This window comes from Teichococcus vastitatis, from assembly GCF_003604215.1.
Taxonomy (GTDB): domain Bacteria; phylum Pseudomonadota; class Alphaproteobacteria; order Acetobacterales; family Acetobacteraceae; genus Pseudoroseomonas; species Pseudoroseomonas vastitatis.
Window position 1 is genome coordinate 18,881 of record NZ_QXGS01000003.1, and the last position, 15,322, is coordinate 34,202.

Here is a 15,322-nt window from a genome sequence, read left to right on the forward strand (position 1 = left end):
TCAAGCACCGCGGAGCGCACCGCCCGGTGGTGTTGCCGGAAGAACAGCTTTCCGATCTCGGACGGGTAGCCCAGGCGGCGCGGCTCGGCTAGCCTCCGCCCCGGTTGTATGACGACCCGATCGAAGGGAAGAGGAACGAAACCATGGATGGGATGAGCACCGCCACACGCACCGGGGGCCAGCTCCTGGCCGATGCGCTGGTGGCGCAGGGGGTGACGCACGCCTTCTGCGTACCGGGCGAGTCCTACCTCGACCTGCTCGACGGGCTGTACAACAACAGCGACAAGATCAGCCTGACCACCTGCCGCTTCGAGGCCGGCGCCGTGAACATGGCCGAGGCCCATGGCAAGCTGACCGGCCGCCCCGGCGTGGCGCTGGTGACGCGCGGCCCCGGCGCCTGCCATGCCGCGATCGGTGTTCATGTGGCGATGCAGGACAGCACGCCGCTGGTGCTGATCGTCGGGCAGATCCCCTTCGCCGAGACCGACCGCGAATCCTTCCAGGAGGTCGATTACCGCCGCATGTTCGGCTCGGTCGCCAAATGGGTGACGCAGATCGATGACGCGGCGCGTATCCCCGAGCTGATGGCGCATGCCTTTGATGTCGCGACCTCCGGCCGCCCCGGCCCCGTGGTGGTGGCGATCTCGGAGGAGATGCAGAAGACCCGCGTCGCGGTGCCGGATATCGGGCCGGCCGAGGTGGCGCCTGCCGCGCCATCCCCTGCCGCGCTGAACAAGATGCTGGCCTTGCTGGACAGCGCCGAGCGGCCGCTGGTGGTGCTCGGCGGCTCCCGCTGGAGCGCCGAGACGCGCCGCATCGTCCAGGCGTTCTGCGTGGCGCGCGACCTGCCCGTCGCGGTCGGCTTCCGCCGGCAGAGCCTGTATGACTGCACCCTGCCGAACTATGCCGGCGATCTCGGCGTCGGCGCGGATGCTGGTCTGGTGGCGGCCGCCAAGAAGGCGGACCTGATCCTGGCGCTGGGCACCCGCATCGGGGAGCCGGTCAGCCAGGGCTACACCCTGTTCGACATGGCGGGGCAGGCTGGGCAGAAGATCATCCACGTATATCCGGACCAGGCGGAGATCGGCCGTGTCTACCGCCCCGCCCTCGGCATCACCGCCGAGATCAACGTCTTCGCCGAGGAACTCGCGAAGCTGCCCGCGCCGGTGGGCGCGCCGCGCTGGTCGGCCTGGACCAGGGACATCCATGCCGCGCGGGTCAAGCAGGCCGAGGCGCCGGACTACGCCGGCCCACTGAACCTGGCCCGCGAACTGCAAGCGCTGGAAAAGGTGTTGCCGGCGGATACCATCTTCACCTGCGACGCCGGCAATTTCGCCACCTGGCCGAACCGCTTCATGCACCTGACCGAGCAGCAGGAATTCCTGGGCCCGACCAATGGCGCCATGGGCTACGCCGTGCCGGCGGCGATCGGCGCCAAGATCAGCTTTCCCGACCGCGTCTGCATCGGGCTCGTCGGTGATGGTGGCTTCCTGATGACCGGCCAGGAGATCGCGACTGCCTTCCAGGCGGAAGCGCCGGCGATCATCCTGGTGTTCAACAACGGCATGTACGGCACCATCCGCATGTACCAGGAGCGCGTTTATCCCGGCCGCGTTTCCGGCACGCAGCTGACCAACCCGGACTTCGCCAAGTTCATCGAAAGCTTTGGCGGCTATGGCGAGACGGTGGAAAAGGATGGCGAGCTGGTGCCTGCCTTCCAGCGCGCCCTCGCCAGCGGCAAGCCGGCGGTGATCGAGGTACGGATGAACCCGGAGCAGGTGACGCACCGCGCCACCATCGAGCAGCTGCGCCAGCAGGGCGGCAGCAAGCACTGATCTAGGCGGCGCGGGGGAGCCACCCCCCCCCGCCATTCCCGCGACGGCGGGCCGGATGCCGCGCGGGGCACCAACCAGGAACGCGGTGACCCGGGGGACCATCGTCCCCCGGGTTTTCCGTCAGCCTGCGAGGGTCTTGCCGGTGGAGCCCAGGTCGGCGAAGGCCTCGTCCAGGCGCTTGACGATTCCCTTCTCCGCGGCCCGCAGCCACTTGCGCGGGTCGTAGAGCTTCTTGGTCGGCTTGCCGCTGGACGGATCGATCTGGTGCGTGAAGGCCACCGGGTTCGACTGCACATAGGCGCCCACCGGCTCGGCGAAGGCGAATTGCGTGTCGGTGTCGATGTTCATCTTGAACACACCATAGGACACGGCCTCGGTGATCTTGGCCTTCTCCGAGCCGGAGCCGCCGTGGAACACCAGCGCCATCGGCTTCTCGCCGCCGCCGAACTTCGCCGAGACGGCTTCCTGCGATGCCTTCAGGATCTCCGGCCGCAGCTTGACGTTGCCGGGCGCATAGACGCCATGGACGTTGCCGAAGGAGGCCGCCATGGTGACGTGGCCGATCGGGGACAGCACTTCCCAGGCCTTCAGCACGTCCTCGGGCTGGGTGTAGAGATGCGCGTTGTCGGCCGATTCCTCGAGGTCATGGCCGATGCCGTCTTCCTCGCCGCCGGTGACGCCCAGCTCGATCTCCAGGCTCATGCCGAGCTTGGCCATGCGCTCCAGCACGGTCTTGCATTCGGCGATGTTGGTGTCGAGCGGCTCGGCCGAAAGGTCCAGCATGTGCGAGGAGAACAGCGGCTTGCCGGTCCGCTTCATGAACTCCTCGCCGTGGTCGATCATGCCGTTGACCCAGGGGATCAGCGAGCGGTCGGCGTGATCGGTGTGCAGCACCACGCAGATGCCGTAGGCGGCAGCCACCGTGTGGACGTGCTGCGCGGCCGAAACGGCGCCGAGCACGCGGGCGGCGGCGGCATCGGGGCAGCCCTCGCCGGCGAAGAAGCGGGCACCGCCATTGGAGAGCTGGATGATGACGTCGGACTTGTTCTTGGCCGCCGCCTCCAGCACCGCGTTGATGCTGTTGGTGCCGACGACGTTAACCGCCGGCAGGGCGTAGCCGCCTTCGCGGCAGGCATCCAGCAGGGCGAGGTAGTCGGCGCCGGTCACGACGCCCGGCTTCAGTCGGGTCTTGCTGCTGAGGGGGGCGGCCTGGTCCATGCGGATGCTCCGGCTAGAAAACGATGGGTGGCAGCATACCCTGTTCCGCGCCGCCGCGCGCCTCCCCTCCGCGATAACATCGGAGCCAACCGGTCAGTCGCCGATCGCGACGCCCTCGCGGCGCGGATCGGCACCGCCGAGCAGGCCTTGCGGCGTCACGATGATGGCCTGCAGCCCGGACACCATGGCACGAACTTCCGTGCGGTGGCCGCGGGCCTGCAGCGCCGGCGCCAGCGTTGCCGCCATGGTGCCCAGTTCCAGCTCCGCCGCGCCGCCGAGCGAGCCGGCGCGCGGCAGCGACACCGCCGCCTGCGGGTCAAGCTTCCAGTCCAGCAGGCCGAGCAGCGTTTGCGCCACATAGCCGATGATGCGGGCCCCGCCGGGTGAGCCGAGCGTGGCCAGCAGCCGCCCTTCCGCGTTGAACACCAGCGTCGGCGCCATGGAGGAGCGGGGCCGCTTGCCGCCCTCGACCCGGTTCGCGACCGGGCGGCCGTTGATCTCGGGCCGGAAGGAGAAATCGGTCAGCTCGTTGTTGAGAAAGAAGCCCCGCACCATCAGCCGGGCGCCGAACGCATCCTCCACCGTGGTGGTCATGGACAGGGCGTTGCCGGCGGCATCCACGATCGACACCTGGCTGGTGCCGTGTTCCGGCTGGTCCGGCTGCGGGGAGAGGTCGGCATGGCGCCAGCGCGGCTGGCCGGCGGCGGGGGCGGGGTTGGCCCGGTCGCGGTCGAGCAGCTGGGCGCGCAGCGTCAGATAAACATCCTCGGTCAGCCCCCGCACCGGCACAGGCTGGAAGTCGCTGTCGGCGATGTAGAGGTTGCGGTCGGCAAAGGCGAGGCGGCTGGCCTCCACCAGCAGATGCGCCGCCTCGGCGCCGCGCGGGTCGAGGCCCGCCATATCGGCATGCTCCAGCACCCCCAGGATCTGCGCCACGGCGACGCCGCCGGAGGAGGGCGGCGGGAAGCCGCACAGCCGGAAGCGGCGGTAAGGGGTGCAGAGCGGCTCCCGCTTCTTCGGTGCATAGGCCGCCAGGTCGTCCACCGTCAGGCCGTTGCCCGCGTCGCCATGCCCGGCCACGGCGGCGACGATGTCCTGCGCTACGGGGCCGACCTGCATCGCGGCAGCGCCGCGCCCGGCCACCATTCGCAGCGTCTCGGCCAGGGCGGGATTGCGCAGGAGGTGGCCCTCCGGCCAGGGGGTGCCGTCTGCGGCGAAGAAATAAGCGGCGGCGGACGGGTTGCGCTTCAGCCGCTCGGCATCCTCGGCGATCAGCCCGGCCAGCCGGGCGGAGATCGGGAAGCCCTGTTCGGCCAGCCGGATGGCGGGCTGGAACAGTTCGGTCCAGGGCAGGCGGCCCTGCTCGTGATGCGCCGCCTCCAGCATCGGCAGCACGCCAGGCGCGCCGACGCTGCGCCCCGACAGCACCGCTTCGTAGAAGGTGAGGGGCGTGCCGTCGGGCCGCAGGAACAGCCCGCTGCCGGCCGTCGCCGGCGCTGTCTCGCGCCCGTCCCAGGCGGTCAGGCGCCGCTCCAGGCCGTTCCAGTGCAGCATCAACGCGCCGCCGCCGATGCCGGAGGATTGCGGCTCCACCAGGGTCAGCACTGCCTGCACCGCCACCGCCGCATCCACCGCGGTGCCGCCGGCGCGCAGCATGGCGAGGCCGGCCTCGGCGGCCAGCGGGTGGGCGGCGGCCACCATCTGGCGGCTGGCGCGGGCCGGCGGACGCGGCGCCTCATGCGCGGCGGGCTGAGGCGTGGTGTCCTGCGCCCGGGCGGCCGCGCCGGGCAGCAGTGCGGCGACCAGCAGCGGTGCGGCGAAAAGGGCCGTTCGGATCGAAAGGGTCATGCGCATCGCTCCCGGTGGCGGCCGCAGGTTAGTGGCTCCGCCCTGGCTGTCGATGCCCCACCGCGCGGACGCTGCTTGCGCCCGGGCGGCACTTCACCCCATGTGACCGTCGGCAAGGCTCGGAGAAGCGCGATGGCCGAGGATCAGGCGCCGGACGGCATCCGGCAGAAGCTGGTGGACACCAAGCAGCGCTGGGCGCGCGAAGGCCGGCTGCTGACCGGCGGGACCGCACCACCCGGCCAGCGCCTGCCGCCCGGCCAGCGGCTGGTGCGGGACTGGCCGGTGCTCGACCTCGGCGTGCAGCCGGCGGTGGCGGAGGAGAGCTTCCGGCTGGAGGTCGACGGGCTGGTGGACCGGCCGGTGACGCTGGATTGGCGCTGGCTGATGGAGCTGGAACAGGCGGAGCGTACCAACGACATCCACTGCGTGACGCAATGGTCGCGTTACGACAACCGTTGGAACGGCATCGCCGCCACCACGCTGCTGGAGCTGGTGCGGCCGAAATCCCAGGCCCGCTTCGTCGAATTCGGCGCCTATGACGGCTACACCACCAATCTGGCGCTGGAGGATTTCGCCCGGCCCGAGAACATCCTGGCGCATAGCTGGCAGGGCGAGCGGCTGACGCGCCAGCATGGCGGCCCGCTGCGCGTGGTGGTGCCGCACCTGTATTTCTGGAAAAGCACCAAGTGGGTGAAGCGTATCTCCCTCCTGGCGCAGAACAGGCCCGGATTCTGGGAACAACGGGGCTATCATGATCGCGGCGACCCCTGGATGGAGGAACGCTATGGCTGAAATCTCCCGCCGTACCCTGTTGGGCGCGGCCCCCGTGCTGATGGCGGCCATACCCGCGCCCAGCGGCCATGATTTCTGCTTCGACGCGATCGAGGGCGGCGAGATCGATCTGGCCGATTGGCGCGGCAAGCCGCTGCTGGTGGTCAACACCGCCAGCTTCTGCGGCTTCGCGCCGCAATTCGCCGCGCTGCAGACGCTGCACGAGCGCTACGGCCCGCGCGGTCTGCTGGTGCTCGGCGCGCCCTCCAACGACTTCAATCAGGAGAACGCCGACCGTGCCGCCATCAAGGATTTCTGCGAAGCCACCTGGGGCGCGCAGTTTCCCATGACCGCGCCGCTGCATGTGCGCGGCCCGGAAGCGCATCCCTTCTTCGCCTGGGCGGCGGCGCAGCCGGGCGGGGCGGTGCCGCGCTGGAACTTCTTCAAATTCCTGGTTGGCCGGGACGGGCGGCTGCTGCACGCCTTTCCCAGCGCCACGGAGCCCGATTCTGCCTCCATGCGGCAGGCGCTCAGCGCCGCCCTGGCGTGACAACCGCGTGGCGGGCGATGCGGCCGGCGGATCTTCCGGCCGTCAGCCGCATCGCTGCCGCGGTGCACCGGGACTTCCCCGAGGAGGATGCCGTGTTCGCCGAGCGGCTGGCGCTGTCTCCGGCCGGATGCCTGATGCTGGAGCGGGCGGGCGCCGCCGCGGGCTACGCCATCAGCCATCCCTGGCATTTCGGGCCGCCACCGGCGCTGAACAGCCTGCTGGGCGAACTGCCGGCGCGGCCCGAAACCCACTACCTGCACGATGTCGCCCTGTTGCCCGCGGCACGCGGCGCCGGCGCCGCGCGCATCCTGCTCGGTCGGCTGGAGGTGCTGGCCGGCGGGCTGCCGCTCTCCCTGGTGGCGGTGGGGGGCACAACAGGGTTCTGGGCCGGGCTCGGCTTCCGGCCGCGGGAGGAGCCGGCGCTGCTCGCGAAGCTGGCCAGCTACGGCGATCCGACAGCCCGGTTCATGGTGCAGCACCGATCGGGCTGACGCCATCCGGCGGCGCCTCGCGCACCAGGCACCAGCGGTTCTCCTGCGGCTCGGGTGCGCAGCCCTGCCACCAGCTTTCACGGCAGAAGCGGTTGGCCGGGGTGAGCCATTGCGGCGCCGCCATGCAGCGGCGCCAGTTCTCCGGGCTGGAGGCGGGGCCGTCGAAATACAGCGTCTCCAGCCAGGCATAGCCCAGTGGCTCCACCACCGGCAGCGCCCGCGTCACCCAATCCCATTTGGCGGGCAAGGCCGGGCGGGCAACGGCGATCGCGCCGCGTTCCACGGCACGGCGGTAGCCCTTCAGGAAATGCGATTCGAGGCGCATGCCGAAGCGGCCGACGCCCACGCCGAACAGCGCCTCGACCACGGTGAGATCGCAATGGTCCGGCAGGATCAACGCCGTCGGAAAGGCCAGGGTGGTGCCGGGAAAGGTACCGGCGCGGGCGAACAGATCGATCTCGAAGAAATAGCCCAGCACCCGCATGCGGCCCATGGTGGCGCGCAGATAGGGCAGGGCACCGCCCGGCGGCAGTTCCGCCCAGCGCCGCGCGACGGCGCGCCACACCTCCGCTGCGGCGGGATAGGTGGGATCTGTGGCCGCCCAGTGCCGTTCCAGGTCAGAGCCGAAGCCGCGCGCCTCACCCCCGCGCTGGGACGCCATCATGTGCAGCAGCGCTTCCTGTGCCCCGACGCCGCCCCAGGACACCACATGCGCCAGGTGCTTGGGACCCGGGCGGGTATCCAGAAAGGATTGCAGCAGAAAACCGATGCCCTGCGCGCTCAGCCCGCCCTGGCTTTGCCCGGTGACGAACACTTCACCGCCGCCGCGCAGGTCGCCGGCATAGTCGGCGGCGTCCCGGATCATCGCCAGGGCCGCGGTGGAACTGGCCTGGGCCCGGCCAAAGGTCAGCCCGGAGGCCCAGGAGCGGAAATCGCGGTGCTCGAACACATGGGTGCCGGCCACGGCGTAGATGCGGTGCGGCGGCAGGCCGGAGGAAGGGCGCGCCTCCAGCACCGCCGCTGCGAAGCCGGAATACTGGTCGGCATAAAGCCGCAGCAGCCGGTAGTCCGGCAACTCCGCTTGCAGATCCGGATGGTCGAGAAAGGGCGGCGCCCCGACCGTGCCATGCCGCACGTCATAGGCGATGTCGGCCGCCTTCACCGTCGCCTCGTCCACCCGCCACAGGGAGCGGATGGCGGAGCGGCGGTCCAGCAGCACCGCCGAGGCATCCTCGCCGGGCAGGTAGATGGTGTCCGGATTGCCTTCCGGCGCCGGCAGGTCGCGCAGGTTCTCGAGGTGCAGCTCGATCCGCCACGGTTCGCCACCACCGCCAGGGCGGATCCGCACGTCGTGACGCGCCAGGATCTCGCGCGCGAAGGGCAGCAACTCGTCCAGCGTCAAGCGGAGATCCCGCCCCGGCCCGCCGGCGATGCCGGGCACGCCGTCGTCGCAGCGGAGCAATTGCTCGGCGGCGGCCGGCCGGCGCGGGGCGAGCGCCGCATCTGGCTGGGCGTGTGACACGGAGGGCGCCAGGAGCAGGGCTCCACAGAGCAGCAGGCGATGAAGCGCGGCGCCTCGGCCCGGACGGAATGGCCGATCCATCCCGTCCGCCACGATAGGGAAGCGGTTGATCAGAGCGAATGTCCCGGCAGCAACACAGTCAAGGTTAGTACCGGGAATATGGCCAAATTATTGGACAAATCTGACAAAAGAAGCGTATTGTGAAGTCTCAGTCTCCGAAGCGGTTGGACCGCGGGAAGCCGTTCGGCGGCTGACGGCCCGCGCCGGCACGGTTGCCCCGCCAGGCGGTCAGGTCGGTTTCCAGCCGCACCCGCTCGCCGATGCGCCAGCTCAGGCCGACCTTGCCGTCGAACACCTTCACATCAGCCATGCCGCCATCCTTGTAGCCCTGCAGCACCACGCCGCGGCCGCGCACCATCTCCGGCACCTGTTCCAGCGGAAACACCAGCAGCTTGCGGTTCTCGCCCACCACCGCGATGCTGTCGCCATCCACCAGAACGCAGGCGGCGGCCTCGACAGGGGCATCCACCATCAGGACCTGCTTGCCCGTGCGCTTCTCGGCCACAAGGTCTTCGGACTTCACCACGAAGCCGCGGCCTTCTGTGGAGGCGACGAGGTATCTGCGCCCTTCCGCCCAGACGAACAGGTCCACCACGTCGTCCTCATTGGTGAGATCCAGCAGGAGGCGCACCGGCTGGCCATCGCCGCGGCCGCGCGGCAATGCCTCCGCCTTGATCGTGAAGCTCTTGCCATTGGTGGCGAACAGGCACAGCCGGTCGGCGGTACTGGCATGCAGCGCGATGCGCAGCGAATCGCCTTCCTTGAACTTGTGCTCCGTGTCGAGCGGCACATGGCCCTTCAGCGCGCGGATCCAGCCCTTCTGCGACAGGATCACCGTCACCGGCTCGCGCTCCACGAAGGCGCTCTCGTCGATCACCACCGCAACCGCGGCGCCGCCCACCTGCGTCCGGCGGCGGCCGATCTCGCTGTCCTCGCCGAACTTCTTCCGCGTGTCCTCGATCTGCCCGGCCAGCGTCTTCCAACGCATCTTCTCGCTGCCGAGCAGCGCCTGCAGCGATTTCTGCTCCGCCGAGAGCTTCTTGTGCTCGCGCCGGATCTCCATCTCCTCCAGCTTGCGGAGCGAGCGCAGCCGCATGTTCAGGATCGCCTCGGCCTGCACCTCGGTCAGCTCGAAGGCCTTGATCAGCACCGGCTTCGGATGATCTTCCTCGCGGATGATGCGGATCACCTCGTCGAGGTTGAGATAGGCGATCAGGTAGCCGTCCAGGATCTCCAGGCGGCGGGCAATGGCGTCGAGCCGGTGCTGACTGCGCCGCACCAGCACCTCGTGCCGGTGGTCCAGCCAGGATCGCAGCACCTCGCGCAATCCCATGACGCGGGGGGTGCGGTTGGCGTCCAGCACGTTCATGTTGAGCGAGACGCGGGATTCCAGTGGCGTGGCGCGGAACAGCGTTTCCATCAGCACGGCCGGATCGACGGTGCGGTTCTTCGGCTCCAGCACGATGCGGACGATATCGGTGCTTTCGTCGCGCACATCGCCGAGCAGGGGGAGCTTCTTCTCCTCCATCAGCTCGGCGATCTGCTCGATCAGCCGGGATTTCGCCACCTGGAAGGGGATCTCGCTGACCACGATCTGCCAAGTGCCGTTCTTCAGCGCTTCCTTCTCCCAGCGGGCGCGGATGCGGAAGCCGCCGCGGCCGGTGACATAGGCCTCGCGCACCGCCTCGGCCGACTCCACCATCACGCCGCCGGTGGGGAAATCCGGTCCCGGCATGTGCTGCAGCAGCTCGTCGATCTCCGCCCCGGGATTGGCGATCAGCGCCAGCGCCGCGGCGCAGAGCTCGCCGGCATTGTGCGGCGGGATGGAGGTCGCCATGCCGACGGCGATGCCGTTGGCGCCGTTGGCCAGCAGGTTGGGAAAGGCGGCGGGGAGCACGATCGGCTCCCGCTCCTCGCCGTCATAGGTGGCGCGGAAATCAACCGCGTTCTCCTCGATGCCGTCCAGCATGGCCTGGGCAATGGCAGTCAGGCGTGCCTCGGTGTACCGCATGGCCGCGGCGTTATCGCCGTCGATGTTGCCGAAATTGCCCTGGCCCTCGACCAGCGGGAAGCGGGCGGCGAATTCCTGGGCCAGCCGGACCATCGCTTCGTAGATCGAGGCGTCGCCATGCGGATGGTACTTGCCCATCACGTCGCCGACGATGCGGGCGCATTTCTTGAAGCCCGCCGCCGGATCGAGCTTCAGCTGGTGCATGGCCCAGAGCAGCCGCCGGTGCACCGGCTTCAGCCCGTCCCGCACATCCGGCAGGGAACGCGCCGTGATGGTGGACATGGCGTAGGCGAGATAACGCTCCGACAGGGCGACCGACAGGTTGGTCGGCCGCACGTCACCGCCATCGGGAAGCGTTGTCAGGTCGTCGGGCATCGGGTCCTCCGGCTGGGTCGGGCGCGACCGGGCTAGCGCAGCCCGGCCTGTTTTTCCAGCGCCCAAGCCGCAGGAAAGGAACATAACAGGAACCAAGAAGCCTCGCGACTAACCTCACAAAGCCGTGAGACCACCCCGCCCAGGGCTCGACGCTGTGGCCCGACCTGCCCATGGTCGTCCGACAAGATCACTGCCGCCCGGCCCGCCGGGTCAGGCGGCGACGCCGGGAGACACCAGAAATGAGCGCAAGCGCACAACCCCTCGCGCCCGGCGGCACCACCGCCCAGGAGGAAGATCCCTACACCCTGTCGCCGGATGCCGTGATGGAGGCCCCGGCCGGCTGGCGCGACTCGCTCAAGCACCTTGGCCCGGGGCTGATCCTCAGCGCCTCCATCGTCGGCTCGGGCGAGCTGATCGCCACCACCACCCTCGGCGCCACCGCTGGCTTCGCGCTGCTCTGGATGGTGATCTTCTCCACCTTCGTGAAGGTCGCGGTGCAGGTGGAACTGGCGCGGTGGACCATCTCCACGGGCCAGCCGGCCCTCACCGGCTACAACAAGCTCGGGCCGCGCATCGGCCGGGTTGGCTGGATCAACGTGCTGTGGGCGCTGATGGCGCTGAGCAAGCTGCTGCAGATGGGTGGCGTGATCGGCGGCGTCGCCATCGCTCTGTCGATCCTGATGCCGCTGGGCGGCCCGCCGATGAGCGGCACCTCGGTCACGATCTGGACCACCATCGTGGCGCTGGGCAGCATCGCCTTGCTGTATTCCAATAGCTACAACCTGATCGAGAAGGGCGCCACGGCGATGGTGGTGGTGTTCTCCATCGTCACTATCGCGATCGCGCTGGGCCTGCCCTTCACGCCCTACGCCTATGGCATGGACGACATCGCCGCGGGCCTCGCCTTCACCATCCCGGCCGGCGCGATCGGTGCGGCGATCGCCATGTTCGGCATCACCGGCGTGGGTGCCGACGAACTCACCTTCTACACCTACTGGTGCGTCGAGAAGGGCTATGCCCGCCATGTCGGGCCGAATGACGGCTCCGAGGCCTGGAAGCGCCGCGCCAAGGGCTGGATCCGCGTCATGTACAAGGATGCCTTCGTGTCCTGGTGCATCTACACCTTCGGCACGCTGGCCTTCTTCCTGATGGGGGCCGCGGTGCTGAACCCGCAGGGCGTGGTGCCGCAGGGCAATGAGATGATCACCTCGCTGTCGCGCATGTACACCGACACGCTGGGCGAATGGGCGGGCGTGCTGTTCCTGATCGGCGCCATCGCGGTGCTCGGCTCCACCTTGTGGGCGGCGGTGCCGAGCTGGTCGCGCATGTATGTCAACCTCGCCGCCGAGATGGGCATGCTGGAATGGAAGAACCGCGAGCAGCGGCTGCGCTGGATCCGCGGCTTCACCATCGGGCTGCCGATCGTCTGGGGTCTGGCTTATCTGTTCATCCGCTCGCCGGTGCTGATGATCCAGATCGGCGGCGCGGCGACCGGGGTGTTCCTGCTGGCCGCCGTGATCGCCGTGTGGCACCTGCGCAACACGGAAACCGATCCCGCCATCCGCGGCGGCAGCGTGTTCAACACGCTGCTGGTGGTGAGCAGCGTCGCCATCGTTCTGCTCGGCATCTATACCGGCCTCAGCGTCTTCAAGCTGGTCTGAGGAGAACCGCCGGGGGCGCCGGTCCCCGGCGGCTGGCGACAGCCGCCGGCCATCTGGGCCTCAGCGACGGTTCTCGTTGAACCAGCGGCCCAGCGCCAGCCAGGGTCGTGCATCCCAGAAGCGGCTGGCCTGGCCGGAGGTGGATGGCATCACCCAGACCGCCGGGAAGTCGCCCGGTCCCTCGACATGGCCGTAGGGAATGGCGCCGGTGCGCCGGCCCAGGAATGCGGCGGCCGGCGCCTTGGCGGTGAACGCCACTGCGGCAGGATGCACGGCGCGGATGCGGGTCGCGAAACCCTGCGGATCATAGGCGCCAGGCGGCAGTTCATCATCATTGCCGAAAGCGTGCTTGGCCATGTCGGTGAGGCCGATGCCGTGACGCAGCAGGGACGGGTATTCCGCTGGCGCCAGCTTCCGCGGCGTCAGCCCGGCCTGGTGCAGAATCGACCAGAAGCGATTGCCGGGATGCGCATAATAGGCACCCCGCGCGGCCGACACCGCGCCGGGCGCCGAGCCGCAGAACACCAGCCGCAGCCCCGGCTCCAGCAGGTCAGGCAGCACCGGATCGCCGGGAGCGGGAACCAGCCGGGTGATCATGCCGCCGGGGTTGGAGAAGGGGGCGGCGGCACCAGCGCCGCGAGGCGCTCTTGCAGCCGCTCCCGCGCCGGCGGCATGGGGCGGTGGCGGGCGCCGAAGGCGTCGCGCGCCAGGAAATGCCCGGTCAGCCGCAGCCCCTTCAGCCACTCGGCCGGGTCGCGCTCATCCTGGCCTCCCAGCAGAAACAGGGGCAGTGGCAGCAGCCGGTCGCGAAACGGCTCGGCCGCTTCGGCGCTGACCGCGCGGCCGGTGCGCGGCGACACATGGGTGAGGTGCCCGGCCATGCCGGTGACGGCGCAGGAGGACAGGTCGAGGCCGTAGCCCAGCGCTTCCAGCAGCAGCGCTTCCCAGCGGATGTAATCGGCCAGCATGGCCCCGGCGCCGCGGCCCAGATTGGCCATCAGCGTCAGCAGCCCGGAGAACACCCGGGGCTGCGCCTCACGCTCCGGCAGCGCGTCGGCGGCCAGGGCACAGGCGGATTGCAGCAGCGCCAGCGACAGGGGATCGTCCATCGCCAGCGCGGCGGAAGGGTGCACCATCTCCCCCGTGAAATGCCCCAGCTGCTCCGCGAGGCGCCCGATCCAGCGCACCTCCACGAGGTTGCCGGGCTGCCACAGGCCGGCCTGGGAGCGGGACGCGCCGCCTTTGGCCAGCCCGAGGTGCCGGCCGTGATCCTCGGTCAGCACCGCGATCACCGCGCCGCCTTCGCCATGCGGGCGGGCCTCCAGCACGATGGCGGGGGCCTGCCATTCCATCAGAGCCGGGCCTCAGCCCGCATCGTCCAGTCCGATCGCCCGCAGCCGGGCGCGCTCCTCGTCCCAGCCCTGGCGTTCCTTGACGTTGAGGAACAGGTGGACGCGGCGCTCCAGCAACTTTTCCAGCTCGGCCCGCGCCTTGCGACCGATATCCTTCACCTTGCTGCCGCCATCGCCGATCAGGATCGCCTTCTGCGAGGCCCGGCCCACATAGATGGTGCAGTCGATGCGCACCGAGCCGTCGCGCCGCTCCTGCCATTGCTCGGTCTCCACGGTGGCGTGGTGCGGCACTTCCTCATGCGTCTGGCGCAGGATCTGCTCGCGCACGATCTCGGCCGCCAGCATGCGCTCCGGCAGGTCGGACAACTCGTCATCCGGAAACAGCCAGGGGCCGTAGGGCAGGCGGGCGGCCAGCGAGGTCATCAGCCGCTCCAGGCCGTCGCCCTTCTCGGCGCTGATCATGAAGGTCTCCTCGAAGGAGAGCTGCTCGTTCAGCGTGGCGGTCAGCGGCAGCAGCTTCTTGGTGTCGATCAGGTCGGATTTGTTCAGCACCAGCCAGATCGGCACCCGGGAGCGCTTCAGCACCGAGATGATGGATTCCACCGCCTCGGTCATGCCGGCGCGGGCATCCACCATCAGCAGGGCCACGTCGGCATCCTGCGCCCCTTCCCAGGCGGCGGCGACCATGGCGCGGTCGAGCCGCCGGCGCGGCGCGAAGATGCCCGGCGTGTCGGTCAGGATGATCTGGGTCTGGCCCTGCATCACCACGGCGCGGATGCGGAAGCGCGTGGTCTGCGGCTTCGGCGACACGATGGTGACCTTGCTGCCGGTCAGCCGGTTCACCAGCGTGGACTTGCCGGCATTCGGCGCGCCCACCACGGCCACCATGCCGCAGCGGGTCTGCTCCCCCCCGGTCCCGGCGCTTTCGGTGTTCTCGCTCATCACTGGCCTGTCTTGTCCTTAATCCCGGCGAGCCATGCCTCGGCCGCCGCCTGTTCCGCCGCGCGCTTCGAATCGCCCCGGCCTTCCGCCTCGCGCCCCGCCGCCCGCACCGCCACCACGAAGAACGGCTTGTGCGACGGGCCGCTGCTCGACACCATGCGGTATTCCGGCAGCCCCTCGGCACGACCCAGCGTGTGTTCCTGCAACCGGCTCTTGGCCGACATCGGCGGCGTCGGGTCGGCTTCCAGGAACACGGACCATTCGCGGCGCACAAAGGCCCGCGCCGCCTCCAGCCCCGCATCCAGGTACAACGCGCCGATCAGCGCCTCGGTGGCATCGGCGATCACGGTGCCACGTCCGCGCAGCCCGGTGCGGCCCTCGGCCGGCGGGATGCGGAGCGCGGCGGGCAGGCCGATCGCCTCGCCCACCTTGGCCAGGGTATCCGCCGCCACGAGAACGGACAGCCGCTTGCCGAGCGCGCCCTCGCGCTCCTGCGGGAAGCGCTCGCTCAGCCACTCGGCCATCACCAGCGCCAGGACACGGTCGCCCAGGAATTCCAGGCGCTCGTTCGAATCCAGCATGCCCCGCTTCGGATCCGCGGCGGAGCGATGCGTCATCGCGTGCGCCAGCAGCGCCGGATTGCGGAACTGGTGGCCGAGTCGGGCCTGGAAGGCGCCGCTCATGCC

At 69.7% G+C, this 15,322-nt stretch carries 13 protein-coding genes; 5 read left to right on the top strand and 8 right to left on the bottom strand.

Annotation, left to right across the window (positions count from 1 at the left end):
• The first annotated feature begins 143 nt into the window (after positions 1–143).
• On the top strand, positions 144–1,835 hold the full coding sequence (locus D2K64_RS06160; RefSeq protein WP_120007363.1) for a thiamine pyrophosphate-dependent enzyme: 1,692 nt from the start codon (positions 144–146) through the stop codon (positions 1,833–1,835).
• A 120-nt stretch (positions 1,836–1,955) separates the two neighbouring features.
• Here the strand turns inward: D2K64_RS06160 and fbaA are convergent, their stop codons facing one another.
• A complete protein-coding gene (fbaA, locus tag D2K64_RS06165; protein ID WP_120007364.1) occupies positions 1,956–3,053 on the bottom strand; it encodes a class II fructose-bisphosphate aldolase in 1,098 nt (365 codons plus the stop codon).
• 93 nt (positions 3,054–3,146) lie between these two features.
• A complete protein-coding gene (gene ggt, locus D2K64_RS06170; RefSeq protein ID WP_306418937.1) occupies positions 3,147–4,901 on the bottom strand; it encodes a gamma-glutamyltransferase in 1,755 nt (584 codons plus the stop codon).
• Between the two features lie 132 nt (positions 4,902–5,033).
• Between ggt and D2K64_RS06175 the strand changes: the two genes are divergently transcribed.
• The 3 genes from D2K64_RS06175 to D2K64_RS06185 are packed head-to-tail and all read left to right on the top strand — an operon-like array spanning position 5,034 to position 6,713.
• Positions 5,034–5,693, top strand: a complete 660-nt coding sequence (locus D2K64_RS06175; RefSeq protein ID WP_120007366.1) for a sulfite oxidase-like oxidoreductase — start codon at positions 5,034–5,036, stop codon at positions 5,691–5,693.
• Positions 5,686–6,222 carry a glutathione peroxidase gene (locus tag D2K64_RS06180; protein WP_120007367.1) on the top strand — a complete coding sequence of 179 codons (537 nt, stop codon included), beginning with the start codon at positions 5,686–5,688 and terminating at the stop codon, positions 6,220–6,222. Before D2K64_RS06175 ends, D2K64_RS06180 begins: the two co-directional genes overlap by 8 nt.
• A complete protein-coding gene (locus D2K64_RS06185; RefSeq protein WP_238384048.1) occupies positions 6,219–6,713 on the top strand; it encodes a GNAT family N-acetyltransferase in 495 nt (164 codons plus the stop codon). The genes D2K64_RS06180 and D2K64_RS06185 overlap by 4 nt, the downstream gene beginning before the upstream one ends.
• On the opposite strand, the gene D2K64_RS06190 is transcribed toward D2K64_RS06185, so the two are convergent.
• Positions 6,688–8,235 carry a hypothetical protein gene (locus D2K64_RS06190; RefSeq protein ID WP_157985741.1) on the bottom strand — a complete coding sequence of 516 codons (1,548 nt, stop codon included), beginning with the start codon at positions 8,233–8,235 and terminating at the stop codon, positions 6,688–6,690. The genes D2K64_RS06185 and D2K64_RS06190 overlap by 26 nt on opposite strands.
• Positions 8,236–8,443: 208 nt before the next feature.
• Complete coding sequence (gene parC, locus D2K64_RS06195; protein ID WP_120007370.1) at positions 8,444–10,681, bottom strand: DNA topoisomerase IV subunit A; 2,238 nt, start codon at positions 10,679–10,681, stop codon at positions 8,444–8,446.
• A 239-nt stretch (positions 10,682–10,920) separates the two neighbouring features.
• On the opposite strand from parC, the gene D2K64_RS06200 reads away from it, so the two are divergent.
• Positions 10,921–12,342, top strand: a complete 1,422-nt coding sequence (locus tag D2K64_RS06200; RefSeq protein WP_120007371.1) for an Nramp family divalent metal transporter — start codon at positions 10,921–10,923, stop codon at positions 12,340–12,342.
• Between the two features lie 60 nt (positions 12,343–12,402).
• On the opposite strand, the gene D2K64_RS06205 is transcribed toward D2K64_RS06200, so the two are convergent.
• From D2K64_RS06205 to rnc, 4 genes are read right to left on the bottom strand one after another with little or no spacing between them, the layout of a single operon-like run.
• Positions 12,403–12,939, bottom strand: a complete 537-nt coding sequence (locus D2K64_RS06205; RefSeq protein WP_120007372.1) for a mismatch-specific DNA-glycosylase — start codon at positions 12,937–12,939, stop codon at positions 12,403–12,405.
• Positions 12,936–13,694 (bottom strand): DNA repair protein RecO, encoded by a 759-nt coding sequence (gene recO, locus D2K64_RS06210; RefSeq protein WP_120007373.1) that lies wholly within the window; start codon positions 13,692–13,694, stop codon positions 12,936–12,938. Before recO ends, D2K64_RS06205 begins: the two co-directional genes overlap by 4 nt.
• A gap of 12 nt (positions 13,695–13,706) precedes the next feature.
• Complete coding sequence (gene era, locus D2K64_RS06215; RefSeq protein WP_120007374.1) at positions 13,707–14,636, bottom strand: GTPase Era; 930 nt, start codon at positions 14,634–14,636, stop codon at positions 13,707–13,709.
• Complete coding sequence (gene rnc, locus D2K64_RS06220; RefSeq protein ID WP_120007375.1) at positions 14,636–15,319, bottom strand: ribonuclease III; 684 nt, start codon at positions 15,317–15,319, stop codon at positions 14,636–14,638. Before rnc ends, era begins: the two co-directional genes overlap by 1 nt.
• Positions 15,320–15,322 lie beyond the last annotated feature (3 nt).

Excerpts from the sequence above, each read along its gene's own strand:
- D2K64_RS06180 (WP_120007367.1), top strand. The coding sequence starts at position 5,686 with ATGGCTGAAATCTCCCGCCGTACCCTGTTGGGCGCGGCCCCCGTGCTG.
- D2K64_RS06175 (WP_120007366.1), top strand. The coding sequence starts at position 5,034 with ATGGCCGAGGATCAGGCGCCGGACGGCATCCGGCAGAAGCTGGTGGAC.
- parC (WP_120007370.1), bottom strand. The coding sequence starts at position 10,681 with ATGCCCGACGACCTGACAACGCTTCCCGATGGCGGTGACGTGCGGCCG.
- fbaA (WP_120007364.1), bottom strand. The coding sequence starts at position 3,053 with ATGGACCAGGCCGCCCCCCTCAGCAGCAAGACCCGACTGAAGCCGGGC.
- ggt (WP_306418937.1), bottom strand. The coding sequence starts at position 4,901 with ATGACCCTTTCGATCCGAACGGCCCTTTTCGCCGCACCGCTGCTGGTC.
- rnc (WP_120007375.1), bottom strand. The coding sequence starts at position 15,319 with ATGAGCGGCGCCTTCCAGGCCCGACTCGGCCACCAGTTCCGCAATCCG.
- era (WP_120007374.1), bottom strand. The coding sequence starts at position 14,636 with ATGAGCGAGAACACCGAAAGCGCCGGGACCGGGGGGGAGCAGACCCGC.
- D2K64_RS06205 (WP_120007372.1), bottom strand. The coding sequence starts at position 12,939 with ATGATCACCCGGCTGGTTCCCGCTCCCGGCGATCCGGTGCTGCCTGAC.
- recO (WP_120007373.1), bottom strand. The coding sequence starts at position 13,694 with ATGGAATGGCAGGCCCCCGCCATCGTGCTGGAGGCCCGCCCGCATGGC.
- D2K64_RS06200 (WP_120007371.1), top strand. The coding sequence starts at position 10,921 with ATGAGCGCAAGCGCACAACCCCTCGCGCCCGGCGGCACCACCGCCCAG.
- D2K64_RS06160 (WP_120007363.1), top strand. The coding sequence starts at position 144 with ATGGATGGGATGAGCACCGCCACACGCACCGGGGGCCAGCTCCTGGCC.